We start from the raw sequence: 16,691 nt of genomic DNA on the forward strand, positions 1-16,691 counted from the left end.
CCAGGAAGGCTCGAAAAGCGCCATAAAAAAGGACTGCAATTGCAGTCCTCGTCGTCTGGGGAGTCGGTTAAGCCTGAACAAAAGTGCTCCAGACAAATTCCCGGGTTTTGCCCTGCAAACGCATACTTAACTGGTCATTGGCCTTTAAGGCACCCACCCCGGCCGGAGTACCGGTCATTACCACATCGCCCGGCTCCAAACTAAAACTGTGGCTAATTTCAGCCAGTAGCGCACCAATTTCAAAAATCAGCAGCGCGGTATGCCCCTGCTGACGCAGTTCGTCATTAATATGCAGCGTATAGTGCACATCTTTCCAGTCATTAATTTCTGCAACATCGACCCAGTCTGCCAGTACACAAGCCCCATCAAAGGCTTTGGCTCGTTCCCATGGATGGCCTTTCTGTTTCAGTTCATCCTGCAAGTCACGCAAAGTGAGGTCCAGCCCCAAAGTCACCGCCCCCACGGCCTGCAAGGCTTTTTGCGGATCGGTTTCTGCCTTTAAGGGCTGGTCAATACGCAGGCTGAGTTCACATTCATAATGACAGCTGCCCCAGGCCGGATTCCAGGCAATCCCGGCAGATAACGGACGCAGGCTGCTCGGCGGTTTGATAAACAGCACCGGACGATCAGGAACCGCATTGCCCAGTTCTTTGGCATGATCCGCATAACTGCGACCCACACAGACAATTTTCGATGGACGTGTATTCATGATCTTCCCTCTTATGATGTGATGGTTTTAACAGGCTTATTTTTTAAAGGTATTTTCAAACAGGGTCTGATCGGCTGTGCTTTCAAACACGCGTTTTGGCACAATAATCACCATGCGGTTTTTCAGCTCAATCATATAGGTCAGCTTGCCTGAAGCAAAATTCTGCACTTCGTTATAATGCACCACTTTGTCACGGCCATTGGCAGAAATCTCGGCATAATCCTGATACAGCGCAATGCCCTGTTCGCTTTTTCCAAACTGGTATTTGACAAACTGACGCTTAAACATCATCGGCAGGAACCAGTAGCGCATCAGCATCTGTAGCACCAGAAAAAATACCCCCAGCGCCAGATAGTAACGACCTACACCATCGAGGCCCAAATAAATGCCCCAGGCAATAATCCCGACACTGATTAACGGGGTAATAAAACGGGTAAACTGTTTTTTACCAAAGGTGGCCAGAGCAAAGCCATCCTGAGATTCTTCCAGATTTAAAAAATAACGTAGCGACAAGGCAGGCTTGAGTTCCGACATCGGCTCATCATCAAATCAGTTAAATTACGCTAAATATTACACCAGAATAGGTGATTTCCTTATTCTTTTTCTCGCCAGTGCTGTCATGATGCTGCTGCAACCACCATTCAAAAAATACCCCTATTCAAAACGGGATGATTCGCTCACCTCCACAGCAAAAACAGGATGTTTTATGCCACAGACGCACACCCGATTGATCGCCCTGCTTTGCAGTCTGCTGCTGCCGGTTTCTGCCTGGGCCAGTTTAGTTCGCTGGACAGGAAAAATGCCAGGCAGTTTACAAGGCTATGGCAGCAGTGCCGAGCAGCTGGCCGCGCTGACCGGAGATGGAATTCTGATTTATGCGCATGCCGCGCAACCGATTCAGCTGCCAACTTTCGCATCCACAAAACGGGGTAAATTTTATAGTGCTGCGGTGGTGCTGCCAGTGCCCAGTCACAAAGTTGCGGCGCTGCTCAGTGATTATTCAGGCTATGCCCAGCTGTTTCCGACCTTAAAAAGCGCCAAGATGCTGGAGCAGCGCCAGCACATCAGTCAGGTCAAATACCGGATTCATATTCCCACGCCCATTCCGGTGCTGAACTTTAAAGACGATGTGATTCTGCAACATCAGCGCACCGACAACAGTATTGAAACCCTGGTGATTGACGCACCCATTCCGTATGGCGCCGGAAAAATAGAATGGTTTGCCTTGTCGGCCCATCAGACGCTGGTCACGGTCACGCACTGGGGAGATTTGGCGCAGCCCAAAGGCTTTTTATTTCGTACCATCCTGAATGCCCTGCCCGATGCCAAACTGGGCCTGCCGGCCGGCACCAATGCCTTTATTCTGGAAGCACTGCAACGTAAATTTAAAAGCACCACACCCCGAGCCTTACCCGCCGGCGACGTACCAGCCCCTGAATTAAGTGTCAGCCAGATGAACAAAATCCGGCAGATCAGCCAGAAATCACAAGAACCCGTATCCTTTATTTTACCGGCCTATCAGGTGTCCTATGGTGCAAAGCAGGAAATCATGCGTTTTAGCAGCAGCTATCAGTACTATGCCCAGCCGGCCAGCAAGCTAAAACCCTGGCTTGAACCGCAGGCCTACCAGCACCTGTTTCCACGGCAAATTAAAAAAGTTCATATTCAGCAGCCCTCTGCCCGGCAGCTGGATGCCGACTATACAATTTCGGTCGGACTGGGCGTGATTCAGATTCCGTTTGATTTTAAACTGCGTTTTCAGGCACAAGGCGCTCTGGAGCAGCAGTTTCAGGCGGTGGGTGGAGATTTACGCTATGTGCAAGGCGGCATGCAGATTTTGCCGCAAGCCGAGGGCAGTTTACTGAATGTGACCAGCGCCATGAACATTGATGCGCAGGCACCGTTTTTATTACGCGCCATGCGCAGTATGCCGTATCACGAGCTGCTGCCGGCATTGGGTGGCAATACCGTGCTGACCTTAAAGATTCAACAGAAGATCAAATAATGCGGGAATGTTTTAGTAAATTATAGACACAAAAAAAACCGCAACATGTGCGGTTTTTTCAGAATTCTTTATCAAGATTGGTGCGCTCAGAGAGATTCGAACTCCCGACCCCTTAGTTCGTAGCCAAGTGCTCTATCCAGCTGAGCTATGAGCGCGACGTCTTGATGGGGTGCATTATACGGGCTTTTCGGTATTTGTTAAGTCTTATTTCATAAAAATGCAACCAAATGGATAGATATTGGACAAATCATGTATTTGTACGCTGATTTTATACAAATTTTAAATTGCAGTTGAAATTGTAACAAATAAGGAAGCCGGCTGATGCAGCTGAGTAGCCAAATTGCAGGCACAAAAAAACCGCAACATGTGCGGTTAATTGTTCAAGTTGGTGCGCTCAGAGAGATTCGAACTCCCGACCCCTTAGTTCGTAGCCAAGTGCTCTATCCAGCTGAGCTATGAGCGCGTCACTTGTGTCGTCTATATTAGACTACGTTATTTCCCAGTTTACTTATTGGTGCGCTCAGAGAGATTCGAACTCCCGACCCCTTAGTTCGTAGCCAAGTGCTCTATCCAGCTGAGCTATGAGCGCGACATAAGTAAAGTGGCGGTGAGAGAGGGATTCGAACCCTCGATACAGTTGCCCGTATGCGTCCTTAGCAGGGACGTGGTTTCAGCCACTCACCCATCTCACCGTAACGTGCCGCCATAATACAAATTTAACTGTAGCACTGCAAGCGCAGTCACTCTATTTTTTGCAGTTTTTTGCTCAATTAAATATTTTTTAAACAATTTATTGCTTCTAGCCTGGCATTTTCTGCAAATTTATGGGGAATGTGATTTTATCTACTCGCAATCATCTTAAAATAAAGACTTAAAAACACATTATTGCAATCATTTACGTGCAGTCTGACGCTGCATGACTTATGCTAAACCTATCTTCTGACTTGAAGCCAAAGACATGATGAAAAACTGGGTCGATCCTGAAGCAAAAGCTGAAGCCGAACGTTACGATAATCCAATTCCAAGTCGCACACTGATTCTTGAAAGTATTGAAAAACTGCAACAGGCCCAGTCGCATGCCGACTTGGTTGAATATTTTGAAATTGCCGATCAGAAAAGTATTGATGCCCTGAGCCACCGCTTAATTGCCATGGTGCGTGATGGCCAGCTCATGAAAGACGGATTCAAGTTCCAGCTTGCCGCCGAGCAGCCTACCCATGAAGCCACGGTCTACATTAATAGCAAGGGTCTGGGTTCTGCCCATATTGACGGACAAAATGACATCCTGCTACCCGAGCGTGAATTGCGTCTGGTGTTTAATGGCGACCGCGTCAAAGTGCGCCAGACCTCGGTCGATCGCAAAGGCAAAGCCTGGGGCTTTATTACCGAAGTCCAGCAGCGCCGTGTGAAACAGATCATTGGCAAACTGTCGATGTATGACGGTGAATATTTTATTCAGCCGGGCAATCCGAACAGCCATCAGCCGGTGACTTTAGAAAAAGAACTGGTTGAACATGCCAAACTGAACCTGGGCGATTCAGTGCGCGTCGCCATTGATGACTATCCAAGCCGTGAAGAATTTGCCACCGGCCATGTGGTGCAGTCGATGGCCGATAAAGCCGACACCGAAATCATCATTCCCCAAACCATTTTAGAGTTTGGTTTGCCGTATGAATTTCCGGACAATGTCTTAAAAGATGCCGACAGTTTTAAAGAACCGTCAGCCAAAGACCGTGAAGGCCGGGTCGATTTACGTGATTTAGCTCTGGTCACCATTGACGGTGAAGATGCCCGCGACTTTGATGATGCAGTGTATGCAGAAAAACGTCCAGGTGGCGGCTACCGTGTAGTGGTCGCGATTGCTGATGTCAGCCACTATGTCCGCACGGGCAAACCACTGGATGATGAAGCCCAGGCACGCGGCACTTCGGTCTATTTCCCGCATTTTGTCTTGCCGATGTTGCCTGAAGCCTTATCAAATGGCTTATGTTCGCTAAATCCGCAGGTAGATCGTCTGTGTATGGTCTGTGACCTGAACCTGTCCCGTGCCGGCCGGGTAACCAAATTCGAATTCTATCCCGCGGTAATGCATTCCAAAGCCCGTCTGACCTATACCCAGGTGGCGCAATATTTTGATGGTGACAGCGCTGCCATTCCGGAAGACCGGGATGTACGCAAATCGCTGAATACCCTGTTCCAGCTGTATCAGGTACTTAAAGGTTTACGTGCCCAGCGTCATGCCATGGAATTTGAAACCGTCGAAACCTATATGACCTTCGACGAACTCGGCGGAATTCAGGAAATCCTGCCACGAACCCGTAATGATGCGCATAAACTGATTGAAGAGTGCATGTTGCTGGCCAACGTGGCGGCGGCAGAATTTGCGCTCAAAAATGATATTCCGATGCTGTACCGTGTGCATGAACCACCTGAGTTTTCACGGATTCAGAAAGTTCGTGAATTTGTAAAACTGCTGGGACTGAATTTCCCGGAACAGCCAACCCAGGCCGATTATCAGGCCGTGATTGATGCCACCAAAGACCGCATTGATGCGCCAAGTATTCATGCGGTGCTATTACGCTCGATGATGCAGGCCTATTACGGCGCGGCCAATGCCGGCCACTATGGTCTGGCCTATGAAGCCTATACTCACTTCACCTCGCCAATTCGCCGTTATCCGGATCTACTCTTGCACCGTGCCATTAAAGCGCATCTGGCCCAGAAACCATATCCGATTTCGGGTGCCGCGCTGGATGATGCCGGTGAGCATTTCTCGCAAACCGAACGTCGTGCCGATGAAGCTTCCCGCTCTGTGACCATGTGGCTGAAATGTCATTATATGCAGCAGCATTTAGGCGAAGAATTTGTCGGGGTGATTTCTGCCGTGACCGAATTTGGTCTGTTTGTCACGCTGAAAGATCTGTATGTCGATGGCATGATTCACGTCAGCCAGCTGGGCGATGACTTCTTTATGTTTGATCAGGCCAGCCAGTCACTGGTCGGTCAGTCACGCGGTCAGACCTTTAGTCTGGGCGATGAAGTCAAAGTCAAGGTGGCCGGAGTCAACCTGGAAGAACGCAAGATTGATTTCGAGCTGGTCAAACAATTGACCCATGCCGGTCGTGCGATCCGCAGCCGTGCACCACGCGTGGCCAAAGCCGCGCCGCGTGCTGAAGCCACCGAAGAAATCTTTCATGATCGTCCAGTCAAGCTTGCCGTGAGTGAAGATGGCGAACAGCCGTTGAAGAAGAAAAAGGCCAAATCCAAGCCGAGTTCTTATGGCAAAAAGCCGGCGAAAAAAGTCACCACCAAGGCCGAAAGCAAAGACAAAGTCAAGAAAAAAGCCAAAGTGAAAAAGAAAAAGTCCAATGCCAAGTCCAAGCTGGACTAAGCAACCCGATCAGAAACAGAGCGCCACGGCGCTCTTTTTTGTATGAAGTTGAGCAATTCTGTATAGACTGCTTGATTTCCCACGCTGGAGGCCCTACATCTATTGCTAAGACAGGACTTCAACATGGAAAAAGAAATGACATTAGAACAGGCAACCCTGCCAGTACCCCAGTTTGACCAGATTACGCTGCCCCAATTAAAACAACAGGTTGAACAGACCATCACCCAAGGGCAGGCCTTTTTACAGCAACTCCAAGACATTCCGGCCAGTAGCGATGCACAGTTGCAGGTTCTGGCGCAGGTCGATCATCTGGAAAACCAGATGAGCGAAAGCTGGGGCGTACTCTCGCACCTGAATGCGGTGATGAACAATGCCGAAACCCGTGAAGTCTATCAGGCACTGTTACCTGGCCTGAGCGAATACTATACCCAGCTCGGTCAGCACACGGTGCTGTATCAGACCTATCAGCAGGTTCATGATGCAGTGACGTTTAATGACTTACCCGCAGCGCAACAAAGCGCAATTAAACTGGCGCTGCGTGACTTTAAATTGTCAGGTGTGGCCTTGGAAGGTGAAGCGAAAAAACGCTATGCGGAAATTTCAGCGCGCCTGTCGCAGCTGTCCTCTGACTTTTCCAACCATGTACTGGATGCAACACAGGCTTACTTTAAACCGCTCACAGAAGCACAACTAGCCGGCCTGCCTGCCAGCAGTGTGGAATTACTCAAGCAGTATGGCCAGCAACGTGAGCTGGAGCAGCCGGTTGCGACGCTGGATTTCCCTTCTTATCTGGCCATTATGACCTATGCTGAAGATCGCAGCCTGCGTGAAGAATTATATAAAGCCTACACCACCCGTGCTTCCGACCAGTCTGCCGATCAGGCCTTTGACAATACCGCGGTGATGGAAGAAATTTTAAGCCTGCGTCAGGAAATGGCCCAGCTGCTCGGCTTTAACCACTATGTCGAACTGTCATTAGCCAGCAAAATGGCACCAAGTGTCGAAGCAGTTGAGCAGTTTCTGGTTGAGCTGGCCGAACATGCCCGTCAGCCGGCTGAACAGGAAATTGCCGAACTGAAAGCCATTGCCGCAGCAGATGGTATTCAGCAGCTGCAACCGTGGGATACCAGTTTCTATTCAGAAAAGCTGAAACTAGCCCAGTTCAATCTGTCTCAGGAAGCACTGAAACCGTATTTCCCGGCGCCAAAAGTGGTTGATGGCTTATTTAGCATCGTTAAACGTCTATACGATGTGGATATTATCGAGCGTGAAGCACCAGTCTGGCATCCAGACGCCCGTTATTTTGAACTGCAAGATCAGGGTCAGGTAATTGGCGGTTTCTATTTTGACCTGTATGCCCGTCAGGGCAAACGCGGCGGCGCCTGGATGAGCGGTTTCCGTTCGCGCATGCAGCAAAGCCAGGGCCTGCAACAGCCAATTTGCTATATGGTCTGTAACTTCACCCCGCCCGTGGGGGATCAGCCGGCCTTACTGACCCATGATGAAGTACTGACCTTATTCCATGAATTTGGGCATGGCCTGCATCATATGCTGACGGAAGTCGACAACATTGCGGTGGCCGGCACTCACGGCGTAGCCTGGGATGCTGTGGAACTGCCAAGCCAGTTTATGGAATTCTGGGCTTGGGACAAAGAAAGCCTGGATGTACTCAGTCAGCATATCGACACACAGGCCACCCTGCCGGATGATTTACTGCAGGCGCTGCTGAATGCGCGCTTCTTCCAGTCCGGCATGCAGACCTTACGCCAGCTGGAATTTGCCCTGTTTGACCTGAATATTCACTGCATGACTCCGGCCTTGACCGCCAGCCAGATTCAGGATGTGCTGAATGAAATCCGGTATAAATATGCGGTGGTGCCAACCACCGATTACAACCGCTTCCAGCATAGCTTCAGTCACATCTTCGCCGGGGGCTATGCGGCCGGTTATTATTCCTATAAATGGGCCGAAGTTTTGGCCAGCGATGCCTTCGATCGCTTCGAAAATGAAGGGGTATTTAACACCGAGACCGGAAAGCAGTTCAGGCAGTTTATTCTAGCAGTTGGCGGAAAAGATTCAGCACTTGACGCGTTTATCAATTTCCGAGGACGCGAGCCAAAAATAGATGCATTATTGCGTCATCAAGGTTGGACGAAGCCAATTAAAAACGCTTAAACTAGGGCCTTAATTTGAACACAGGATCAGTATGATGACCATCAAACGTCGTTTCATTGCAGGCGCAAAATGTCCAAAATGCCAGGCTATGGATCGGGTGGTCATGCTGACCTCAGGTGATGATGAATGGATTGAATGTATCGACTGTGGCTATAGCGAAAATCGCCCAACCCATGTCGATGAACCTCAGCCACCGGCAGCGCCTGATGAAGTGGGTGTGATTCAATTTAAACCACGTCATCCTAAGTAAAAAAATTAAGGTTCATTTATTCATGACGCTTGATCAGAGAAATAGCTCAAAACTATTATGGGCCATTATTGGGGGCCTGATCGTAATCGTACTTGTGGTGCTGTCTTATCAATGGATGAGCCAAAACCAGAGTGCAGAGGTAACACCTGAAGCCGAGCTGCTAAGTCAGCCGGCCGCACCTGCGGCTAAAGCCAAAGCAGAACCAGCGGTGCAGCTGGAAGAAGTACCACAGCAACTGGTGAGTGAAGATATTCTGAAACAGCCGGTTGCTACCAACGCGACCCTGGCCAAAGAAGAAATGGCCAAACTGGAAGATCTGCAGGCACAGCTAGATGATCAGGCCGCGCTGCTCAATGCCCAGCACGCCGATGCTGATGAACTGATTCGCCTGAAAGAAGAACAGATTCAGCTGCTCGAAGCCCAGCTCAAACAGCAATAATTATGACCGGCAGTCTGCGTTAAATCGGCTAGAATACATCCTTATTCCTCGCCCGGGTTGATGATGACTGCCTCCACGCCTCAGCATGATCTGATCAAAGCCATTGGCTTACTCACCCTCTCTGCTTTTCTGTTTTCGCTGATGGGCGTGTGTATCCGCTACGCCTCGTATACAGTCGACAATGCCACTATTGTGTTCTTCCGTAATTTTATTGGCCTGTTTATTTTTCTGCCGCTGCTGTTCAATAAAGGCCTCGGCTTTTTTTAAAACCCGGCGTCTGTGGATGCATACCTGGCGTAGTGTGGTCGGTCTGCTGGCGATGTATGGCTTTTTCTATGCCATTGCCCAGCTTAAACTGTCCAATGCGATGGTGTTTACCTATTCTTCCCCGATCTTTATTCCGCTCATTGCCTGGTTATTCCTGAAAGAAAAAGTCAGTGCAGCCATGCTGATCGCCGCCCTGTTTGGTCTAATGGGCGTACTCTGTGTGGCCAAACCAGATGCCGGCCTGTTCAATCATCTGTCGATCATTGGTCTGGGCGCCAGTTTTCTGGCCGCAATGGCCTTTGTCACTGTGCGCGCCCTGACGCAAACCGAACCACCAGAACGGATTGTGTTTTATTTCTGCCTGATTGGCACCCTGATTTCAGTCATTCCAATGTTCTGGCTATGGCGAAGCTATCAATGGAGTGAACTGGGCCTGCTGATCAGTGCCGGGGTGCTGGCCAATATCAGCCAGATTTTTATGTCGCGGGCCTATAGTCTGGCACCTGCTGGTCAGATTGGGCCGGTAAATTATATTGCGATTATTTTTGCCGGCATCTGGGGCTTTTTGTTCTGGCAGGAATTGCCAGATCTGTCTAGCCTGCTCGGCTTTGGCCTGATTTTAATTGCGATTTTACTGTGCAGCCCGCTGTTTAAAAAAGCCAGTCCTACACAGGCGCCATAAAAATACCCTGACCTTTCGCAAAAGATCAGGGTATGGTCATCATCACGGTTGAACGGCTGGCTTACTGATACCAGCCAAACAGTTTAAAGAAGTATGGTACATAGGCAATGATCAGCATCGCTGGCAGCATCACCAGAATCGGCAGAATCCAGCGCTCAAAACGATAGTAGAAGGATTTGTGGCGCACTTCGGCATCTGCCGCCGCCACTTCTTCATCGCCAATCGACTGCCTCGCCAGCAAGTGGTTCAGCGCGACCGGCGGGGTGATATAGCCCATTTCAAAGCCAATCAGGGTAATCATCCAGAAATGCACCGGTTCAATCCCATACTGGTAGGCCACCGGTGCCACCGTGGCAGAAATCAGGATGACCGCACCAAACGGGTCCATAATCATGCCGACCAGTACCATCACCAGTACAATCAGGCTAATCACAATAAAGGTACTACTGATATCAGTCGGGAAAGCCTCCATGATTTCAATCCGTTCCAGGAAGCCGCCGACACTGACCGATAAGGCCATCAGAATCACCAGCGCGCCAATATGCCCCACGGTTTCACTAATGGAAATGTGCATCGACTTCCAGAAGCCAACCTCACGCTCCGGCTCGGACACCGCCACGCTATGATCCGCCGACATGCCAGTATCCTCAGTTGCAGTATGTACGCCATCGCGGTATTCCACACCACTGACTGCACTGGCGGTCGCCAGCGCCGGTTGCGATGAATCGGTATATTTTGCTGTCAGGCTTTCATCCCAATGACCTACTGGTGGAATTGGCGCCGGTTCATGCCGCAATTTATCAAACAGGACAATTAACAGCAGAATCACAGGCATCATCACCGGCGCGGTAAATTCGTTCAGGTTGGTGTCCAGCGCATATTTGTAGAACATCCAGATCAGCACGAAAATAATCACATACGGCACCACCGCACCCATGGCACGTAAAGATCGTGGTGCAGCCACAGTTGGTGAAGCAATCCGGAACTTACTTTCAGCAAAGAACAGCGATACCACCAGGAAAATTGTTGTAGTCAGCAGGAATACATACACGCCATAGTGGTACAGCACATCGGTGGTGACTTCCTTGTTTAAAGAGGCAACAACCACAATCAGCAGACATGGACGTAAGACTACCCCCATCGAACCAGATAAAGCCGTTGCTGCCAGGGCAAACTGACGGCGCCCGCCGGCATTCCAGACTTCTTTATAAATGATGGCACCGGCCGCGATCACAAAAATCCCCGAGGCACCGGTATAGGCTGTCGGTAATGCCGCACCAATCAGGATTAACCAGGTCAGGGTTTCGGGTGCCAGATTCCATGGCCGCATGATGTTCAGGAATTTATCCACCACACGGGTCTGTTTCAGCAGCATACCGGCCCAGATAAACAACGCCAGATTCAGGAAGATGCTGGAGAATTCCACCAGCTGGCCCAGGTAAATCCCCTGCCCCATTGGATAATCCATGAAGAAGGTAAAGGCAATACCGGTAATAATGGCCATATAGGCATACAGCGGTACACTCAGGAAAGCCAGACCTAGACTGCCGCCTTCTCGCGTTGGTGCAGGCGGACGAACAAACTGCCATAAACTGATGAGGGTCAGCGCACTAAACAGGATCATCCACAACCAGTAAATGATCTGCATTTCACCGGTCATCGGCACCCCGGAATTCAGCACCGAACGATACTGGCTATAGGCCGAGAACGCCAGAAAGGCATTGGCCACGGTCATGCAGGTGGTATATATCCGATAATCAATTCGTGTGGCAGGCCCACGCAAACCAATATGATGGGTTTTTAAAGTGGCACTAATCGCGGCAAACACCACCATCAACACCAGCAGCAAGGCACGGTTTTCAGTACCAAATTTAAAGATGCCAAAGAAGGTGGTTTCTACACTGCGATAGGTGCGTAAACTTGGATGCGCCTGCATATGCTGCACAGCCTGATCATAAAACACATATTTTTCTTCACAGACCTGCTGCGCGGCCATAATTGAGGCACGCACATCCGATTCAGACGGGGTTCCAAAAATATCAGCAAATTCATCGGCCGCATTGGCTTTCATTTGTGCCTGCACCTGGCCGTCAATATCCGGGTTGCGGTCACAGTCAGGGGCACTTGGTTCAGCGCGCAAGAATGAATACTGCATACCGGTGGCAGGATCACCGTATAGACGTTCGCCCATACGCAACAGCTGGCCGTGAATCATCTCACCGGTTCCAATGATCAGCGTCAGCAGCAGCAGCACCAGAATCACAAAGGCAGAAATCCATTCTGTCCATATATATCTGAGCAGATCCAGTCCGGATCTGCGTTGTCCTTGATTTGACATATTTTTTCCTGTTTTTTTATTTTCGGAAACGGCAACAGGGCCGTATTTCGCGCATCCTGTAGCAAGCAGCCATCCTGCTGCTATTCAAATCTTGTTGTCATTCTTTTCGAATGTGCATCAAAGTACATTCATTTAAAATGACAATATTCATTTTCTTTTTGGTAGAAATGGTCAACCGGATCACTTTTTCAAGCTGTAGGTATAGATCAGGTAGACCATCGCCAATCCCGCACCCCAGATCACGCCCAGCAAATGTGCCTCGACCAGTACCGGGCTACCAATCAGCTCGGCCGTTTCCTTACTGCCAAAGGTATTTTCCCACAGCAGTTTGGCCAGAATCAGCAGCAATACCAGCGCAGCAAACCGGCGTTCTTGAGCATCAAGCAGATGCACTACTGCCACCGCCATATAGGCTCCATGCAGCACCCCAGACAGGCCGGCATAGGCTTCAATATGTGGAAACAGGACATAGAAACTGAAACTGATGGCCGGAGGTAATAGTAATAACAGGCTGACAAAATGCCAGGTTTTGACCCGCGGAAAAATAAAAGGCAAACAGGCAAAGGCCAGAATATTCAGCAGATAATGCACCCAGCCCACATGCACCCAATGCGCTGTCCACAAGCGCCAGAATTCTTGTAACAGAGCAGGACGCCAATAAATAAAATGATCCGCAAACACCTGCAAACAGGCCGCCAGCGACATAAACACGGCAATAAAAATAATTTTCTTACTGAAAAAATGAAGTGTCATGTCGTTGTCCCTGTTGAATCTTTTAAGTATAAAGCGTCCTCCTCGTAGCGACTATTTACAGATTGTTGAGTTCCGTATCTGGATCAGCGCTTGTATCTTCACCAAATAAATCATCCAGTTCAGACGCATTGTCCTGCTCATCCCAGAAACGGCTCATGCCATCATCGGCAGTACGTACCCCGGTATTTTCAGTCCAGTAACGGTCAGAAATCCCCTGCACCATGGTGGCGGCCATACTGTCAATTAACTTGAATTGCGGGTTAATTGGTTTTTCTTCGGTGCGTGCAGCCGCAAATGATTTTAGCGCATCACGAATTTTGGCATCATCGCCGCTGGCCTGCGCGGCCACTGCATACAGAGCATGCGACAGGCGCACGCCTTTCTGCTCGCCAATTTGCATCGACTGTTTCAGGGTCTGATACGGCTCCGGTTTGCCCTCTCCCGCACCTGGCAACAAGGTCCAGATCACGGCACGGGTGGCTTGTGGTGCACCCCAGAACTTTTCGTTGTTCAGACAGGTCATGCCACGCTCGACCACGGCAGCAATATCTTTGGGCACATGCACCGCACCGCCCGAGTTAATGTCATTGGTCATGGCCTGTAAACCACTGATCATGCCAAGCAAATATACGGTCTGATCAATATCGCTATTCATTTTCGGGCAGCCTTCACCCAGTGGTTTTCTGTATTTCTTTTCCCAGCGATTCTGGAATAACTGATAACCGGTATATTGGCGCTGTGCCGCAATGGCCGCCCAGCGTTTCTGTTCAATCCGGGCATCTTGCGCTTCACTGACCTGTCCGGCTTTTGAAGCACGCAAATAACGCAGCTCGGCATCCAGGGCACGGTTTTCCGCACAGATACCGGCGGCTGAATACATTAGCACCGCAACCCGGGTCGGGTCTGCACCCATATCTTTGGTGGCCATAATTGCAGGAGTCAGGGAATTACCACTGCTACAGACCATTTCGGCATCATCCATGGCCAGAATGGGAGGAACAATATGTTTTTCTGTAAAACCTAAAGCCACATTGGCACCGGTTTTCACCACTTGTGAACAGCCGGAAAGAAGTGTTGTTGTGAATGCAATAACCGCCACACCCTGGCAGATTTTTTGGACTTGCGACATTTTCCTGTCCTCTATAATTGTGTTTATGTCCATGGCAACAAACATATCAGATGCATTATCTGAATAAAAGAGCATTTACTCTAATCTGAGAGCTGTACTTTGACATGAAAAGCGGGCAAGAAAATTGACTGAATTTGCAGGAAAGCCAAATTTTAGGCAAAAAAAAGTAGCATTGCGACGGTTCAGCACATGCTACTTATTAACTGGAACCCAATTACGGGCATTTTATTGGTGCAATTCGTTCCTTCAGCAAGCTTCCTCATCATCCAGCCACAATTGAACACAATTGCGATGACCAGAAACATTCACGTGGCGATCACCCTGGCGATTTCCCTGTTTGCTGTTGGTGTCTTTAATATATCTGGATAATTTTCAAACACAAGAGGCTTTTGTCCAACAATCGGTATTTTTTGCCAATTTACCGTGACTGTGTAGGACAAATAAAATGATAGACTTTATAAATTTATTTAAAATCAATACCTTATTTTTATATTAAAATATACAACTGTCTGACAATTAGATGGTTTTTGCCAATGTTTTTAAGGCTTTCCACTCTGCAAACGAAACTTGGTCACGCCAGATGACTGCAGATTTGACCGGTGCATGATGAAAATACAGCACCAGATACAGCTGATGATCCAGAATATGCTCGAGCAGACCGCGTTGAATCTTGGAGCCAGAATTAAACTGCAGACTCCACTCTGCCCCATCTAAATGCGCCAAGGCGGTTAATTGGGAGCGTCGCTGAAACCCGTAATAACTGACAGCCGCCAGGAGCAGACCTAGCAGCCAAAGCAGCGGATGTAATAATTGAAAACTTAAAACAGAAAATAGAATCAGCAGGCTCAGCTGAAACAGCAGCGCCAGACGGCTCGGTTTCAGCTGAAAGTCGCGCTTAGCCGTGGACATAGTGTTTTAATTTACGGATCAGCTCGCGCATTTCCGGGCGTGGCGGTTCAGACACTTCCATAAACCAGTCCAGTAAATCCGGATCTTCCTGTTCAACCAGCGCCGCAAACGTGGCTTTTTCTTCCGGATCAGCGGTTAAATAATAGTTTTTCACATAAGGATCAAAGTAGACATCAATTTCCTTTAAACCGCGACGGGCACGATAAATCACTTTACGCTCTTCTAAGCTAATGTCTTCACTCATGGTTTGGTCCACATCATATTGATATCGCAATTAGTTTAACCCAGCCCAGAAAAAGTTTCGATGAATTTATCGGACTGACCAAAACCGCCAGCAAAAAGCCAGAAATGATGTTTCTGCACATTGTACTGCCGGCTCTGTTTGCTTTAGTTTCAAGGCATAAAAATAAGTGAAGGAACTCTAACCATGCAATCTGCTGCAATTCGCCCACTCAACAACATGTTGCCACGAAAATTATTTCAGAGTGAGCATGAGGCATTCCGTGATACAGTGCGCAAGTTTTATGAAAAGGAAGTTTTGCCGAATACGGAAAAATATGAACAGCAACAGCATGTAGACCGCGATTTATGGAACAAGGCCGGTGAACTGGGACTGCTGTGTACCACCATGCCAGAGCAGTATGGTGGCTCTGGAGTAGATCGCCTCTACAGCATGATCCTGATTGAAGAACAGGCCTATGCCGGCGACTCGGCCACCGGCTTCTCGCTGCATTCCGATATTGTCGCCAACTATATTCATAATTTTGGCAACGAACAGCAAAAACAGCACTGGTTGCCGAAAATGGCGACAGGTGAAGTGGTCACCGCCATTGCCATGACCGAACCGGGCACAGGCTCAGATTTACAGGCAGTACGCACCACGGCAGTTTTAGAGGGCGATGAATACGTCATTAACGGCTCTAAAATTTTTATTACCAATGGCTATTTATGCGATATGGCGATTGTGGTGTGTAAAACTGGCAATAGTGACAAAGGTTCTGCCAACCTGTCGCTGATTATGGTCGAGGCAGATCGTGCCGGTTTTAGCAAAGGTAAACCGCTGAATAAAATTGGCATGAAAGGTCAGGACACCTGCGAGCTGTTTTTTGACAATGTCCGGGTACCCAAAGAAAACCTGCTCGGCATGGAAGGCATGGGCTTTATCATGCTGATGAAAGAGCTGGCCTGGGAACGCATGATTGTGGCGATTATCTGCCAGGCTGGTGCCGAAGCAGCCTTTGCGCATACCCTGCAATACACCAAAGAACGTAAAGCCTTTGGCAAACCGATTGGCGCCTTTCAGAATACCCGCTTTAAACTGGCGGAAATGCGCACTGAAATTGATTTCTGCCGCGCCTATCTGGACCGGTGTATGGAACTGCAGCTCGAAGATCAGCTAAGTGTTGATGCAGCAGCGGCGGCCAAATACAAAATCTCGGAGCTGTTTTCCAAAGTGGTGGATGAATGTCTGCAATTGCATGGCGGCTATGGCTATATGCTGGAATATCCGATTGCCCGTGCGTATTTAGACAATCGCGCCAACCGGATTTATGCCGGTACCAATGAAATTATGAAAGAGCTGATTTCCCGCTCCCTATAACGCATTACAAGCGTAGAACCCGATATAAACAACAAGGAAGCTCA

Annotated in this window: 14 protein-coding genes, 4 tRNA genes and 1 pseudogene; 8 read left to right on the top strand and 11 right to left on the bottom strand. The window is 49.0% G+C overall.

Annotated elements, in window-relative coordinates; genetic code table 11:
• Nucleotides 1–67: 67 nt before the first annotated feature.
• Nucleotides 68–709 carry a fumarylacetoacetate hydrolase family protein gene (locus ACPEPR_RS00765; RefSeq protein ID WP_016658545.1) on the bottom strand — a complete coding sequence of 214 codons (642 nt, stop codon included), beginning with the start codon at nucleotides 707–709 and terminating at the stop codon, nucleotides 68–70.
• 36 nt (nucleotides 710–745) lie between these two features.
• Nucleotides 746–1,243, bottom strand: a complete 498-nt coding sequence (locus ACPEPR_RS00770; RefSeq protein WP_005180217.1) for a YcxB family protein — start codon at nucleotides 1,241–1,243, stop codon at nucleotides 746–748.
• 172 nt (nucleotides 1,244–1,415) lie between these two features.
• On the opposite strand from ACPEPR_RS00770, the gene ACPEPR_RS00775 reads away from it, so the two are divergent.
• Entirely contained in the window at nucleotides 1,416–2,714 is a 1,299-nt protein-coding gene (locus ACPEPR_RS00775; protein ID WP_423561809.1) for an SRPBCC family protein, read from the top strand.
• A 78-nt stretch (nucleotides 2,715–2,792) separates the two neighbouring features.
• Here the strand turns inward: ACPEPR_RS00775 and ACPEPR_RS00780 are convergent.
• From ACPEPR_RS00780 to ACPEPR_RS00795, 4 genes are all read right to left on the bottom strand, one after another.
• A tRNA-Arg gene (locus tag ACPEPR_RS00780) sits at nucleotides 2,793–2,869 on the bottom strand.
• Nucleotides 2,870–3,100: 231 nt separating this feature from the next.
• Nucleotides 3,101–3,177, bottom strand: a tRNA-Arg gene (locus ACPEPR_RS00785).
• A 49-nt stretch (nucleotides 3,178–3,226) separates the two neighbouring features.
• Nucleotides 3,227–3,303, bottom strand: a tRNA-Arg gene (locus tag ACPEPR_RS00790).
• A gap of 13 nt (nucleotides 3,304–3,316) precedes the next feature.
• Nucleotides 3,317–3,406 (bottom strand) — tRNA-Ser (locus ACPEPR_RS00795).
• Between the two features lie 266 nt (nucleotides 3,407–3,672).
• On the opposite strand from ACPEPR_RS00795, the gene rnr reads away from it, so the two are divergent.
• From rnr to ACPEPR_RS00820, 5 genes and pseudogenes are all read left to right on the top strand, one after another.
• The gene (gene rnr / locus ACPEPR_RS00800; protein WP_423561810.1) at nucleotides 3,673–6,105 is read left to right on the top strand and encodes a ribonuclease R; all 2,433 of its coding nucleotides are present in this window, start codon (nucleotides 3,673–3,675) and stop codon (nucleotides 6,103–6,105) included.
• 135 nt (nucleotides 6,106–6,240) lie between these two features.
• A complete protein-coding gene (locus ACPEPR_RS00805; protein WP_423561855.1) occupies nucleotides 6,241–8,280 on the top strand; it encodes a M3 family metallopeptidase in 2,040 nt (679 codons plus the stop codon).
• Nucleotides 8,281–8,320: 40 nt separating this feature from the next.
• Nucleotides 8,321–8,530 (top strand): YheV family putative zinc ribbon protein, encoded by a 210-nt coding sequence (locus tag ACPEPR_RS00810; protein WP_171065117.1) that lies wholly within the window; start codon nucleotides 8,321–8,323, stop codon nucleotides 8,528–8,530.
• 22 nt (nucleotides 8,531–8,552) lie between these two features.
• On the top strand, nucleotides 8,553–8,969 hold the full coding sequence (locus ACPEPR_RS00815) for a hypothetical protein (RefSeq protein ID WP_075167410.1): 417 nt from the start codon (nucleotides 8,553–8,555) through the stop codon (nucleotides 8,967–8,969).
• A 60-nt stretch (nucleotides 8,970–9,029) separates the two neighbouring features.
• Nucleotides 9,030–9,918 (top strand): annotated as a pseudogene (locus ACPEPR_RS00820) (DMT family transporter).
• Nucleotides 9,919–9,979: 61 nt separating this feature from the next.
• Here the strand turns inward: ACPEPR_RS00820 and ACPEPR_RS00825 are convergent.
• The 3 genes from ACPEPR_RS00825 to ACPEPR_RS00835 all read right to left on the bottom strand — a co-directional run bounded on the left by ACPEPR_RS00825 (nucleotide 9,980) and on the right by ACPEPR_RS00835 (nucleotide 14,138).
• Nucleotides 9,980–12,256, bottom strand: a complete 2,277-nt coding sequence (locus tag ACPEPR_RS00825) for a TRAP transporter large permease subunit (protein WP_423561811.1) — start codon at nucleotides 12,254–12,256, stop codon at nucleotides 9,980–9,982.
• Nucleotides 12,257–12,436: 180 nt separating this feature from the next.
• Nucleotides 12,437–13,009 carry a rhombosortase gene (rrtA, locus tag ACPEPR_RS00830; protein WP_168393915.1) on the bottom strand — a complete coding sequence of 191 codons (573 nt, stop codon included), beginning with the start codon at nucleotides 13,007–13,009 and terminating at the stop codon, nucleotides 12,437–12,439.
• Between the two features lie 55 nt (nucleotides 13,010–13,064).
• A complete protein-coding gene (locus ACPEPR_RS00835) occupies nucleotides 13,065–14,138 on the bottom strand; it encodes a hypothetical protein (protein WP_163145409.1) in 1,074 nt (357 codons plus the stop codon).
• 189 nt (nucleotides 14,139–14,327) lie between these two features.
• Between ACPEPR_RS00835 and ACPEPR_RS00840 the strand changes: the two genes are divergently transcribed.
• Entirely contained in the window at nucleotides 14,328–14,507 is a 180-nt protein-coding gene (locus tag ACPEPR_RS00840) for a hypothetical protein (protein WP_127801044.1), read from the top strand.
• Between the two features lie 147 nt (nucleotides 14,508–14,654).
• Here ACPEPR_RS00840 and ACPEPR_RS00845 read toward each other — a convergent pair whose 3' ends face one another.
• Together ACPEPR_RS00845 and ACPEPR_RS00850 are read right to left on the bottom strand one after the other, a co-directional pair.
• A complete protein-coding gene (locus ACPEPR_RS00845) occupies nucleotides 14,655–15,047 on the bottom strand; it encodes a hypothetical protein (protein ID WP_005180237.1) in 393 nt (130 codons plus the stop codon).
• Entirely contained in the window at nucleotides 15,034–15,291 is a 258-nt protein-coding gene (locus ACPEPR_RS00850) for a succinate dehydrogenase assembly factor 2 (protein WP_005180238.1), read from the bottom strand. The genes ACPEPR_RS00845 and ACPEPR_RS00850 overlap by 14 nt, the downstream gene beginning before the upstream one ends.
• A 183-nt stretch (nucleotides 15,292–15,474) precedes the next feature.
• Here ACPEPR_RS00850 and ACPEPR_RS00855 point away from each other — a divergent pair, with 183 nt between their 5' ends.
• The gene (locus ACPEPR_RS00855) at nucleotides 15,475–16,647 is read left to right on the top strand and encodes an acyl-CoA dehydrogenase family protein (protein ID WP_005180239.1); all 1,173 of its coding nucleotides are present in this window, start codon (nucleotides 15,475–15,477) and stop codon (nucleotides 16,645–16,647) included.
• Nucleotides 16,648–16,691: the final 44 nt, after the last annotated feature.

Source organism: Acinetobacter sp. AND/436, assembly GCF_049546925.1.
Taxonomy (GTDB): Bacteria; Pseudomonadota; Gammaproteobacteria; order Pseudomonadales; family Moraxellaceae; genus Acinetobacter; species Acinetobacter indicus.

Coding starts and splice junctions, on each gene's coding strand:
- ACPEPR_RS00815 (WP_075167410.1), top strand. CDS start 8,553: ATGACGCTTGATCAGAGAAATAGCTCAAAACTATTATGGGCCATTATT.
- ACPEPR_RS00840 (WP_127801044.1), top strand. CDS start 14,328: ATGCTACTTATTAACTGGAACCCAATTACGGGCATTTTATTGGTGCAA.
- ACPEPR_RS00845 (WP_005180237.1), bottom strand. CDS start 15,047: ATGTCCACGGCTAAGCGCGACTTTCAGCTGAAACCGAGCCGTCTGGCG.
- ACPEPR_RS00855 (WP_005180239.1), top strand. CDS start 15,475: ATGCAATCTGCTGCAATTCGCCCACTCAACAACATGTTGCCACGAAAA.
- ACPEPR_RS00765 (WP_016658545.1), bottom strand. CDS start 709: ATGAATACACGTCCATCGAAAATTGTCTGTGTGGGTCGCAGTTATGCG.
- ACPEPR_RS00770 (WP_005180217.1), bottom strand. CDS start 1,243: ATGTCGGAACTCAAGCCTGCCTTGTCGCTACGTTATTTTTTAAATCTG.
- ACPEPR_RS00805 (WP_423561855.1), top strand. CDS start 6,241: ATGACATTAGAACAGGCAACCCTGCCAGTACCCCAGTTTGACCAGATT.
- rrtA (WP_168393915.1), bottom strand. CDS start 13,009: ATGACACTTCATTTTTTCAGTAAGAAAATTATTTTTATTGCCGTGTTT.
- ACPEPR_RS00835 (WP_163145409.1), bottom strand. CDS start 14,138: ATGTCGCAAGTCCAAAAAATCTGCCAGGGTGTGGCGGTTATTGCATTC.
- ACPEPR_RS00850 (WP_005180238.1), bottom strand. CDS start 15,291: ATGAGTGAAGACATTAGCTTAGAAGAGCGTAAAGTGATTTATCGTGCC.
- ACPEPR_RS00825 (WP_423561811.1), bottom strand. CDS start 12,256: ATGTCAAATCAAGGACAACGCAGATCCGGACTGGATCTGCTCAGATAT.
- rnr (WP_423561810.1), top strand. CDS start 3,673: ATGATGAAAAACTGGGTCGATCCTGAAGCAAAAGCTGAAGCCGAACGT.
- ACPEPR_RS00775 (WP_423561809.1), top strand. CDS start 1,416: ATGCCACAGACGCACACCCGATTGATCGCCCTGCTTTGCAGTCTGCTG.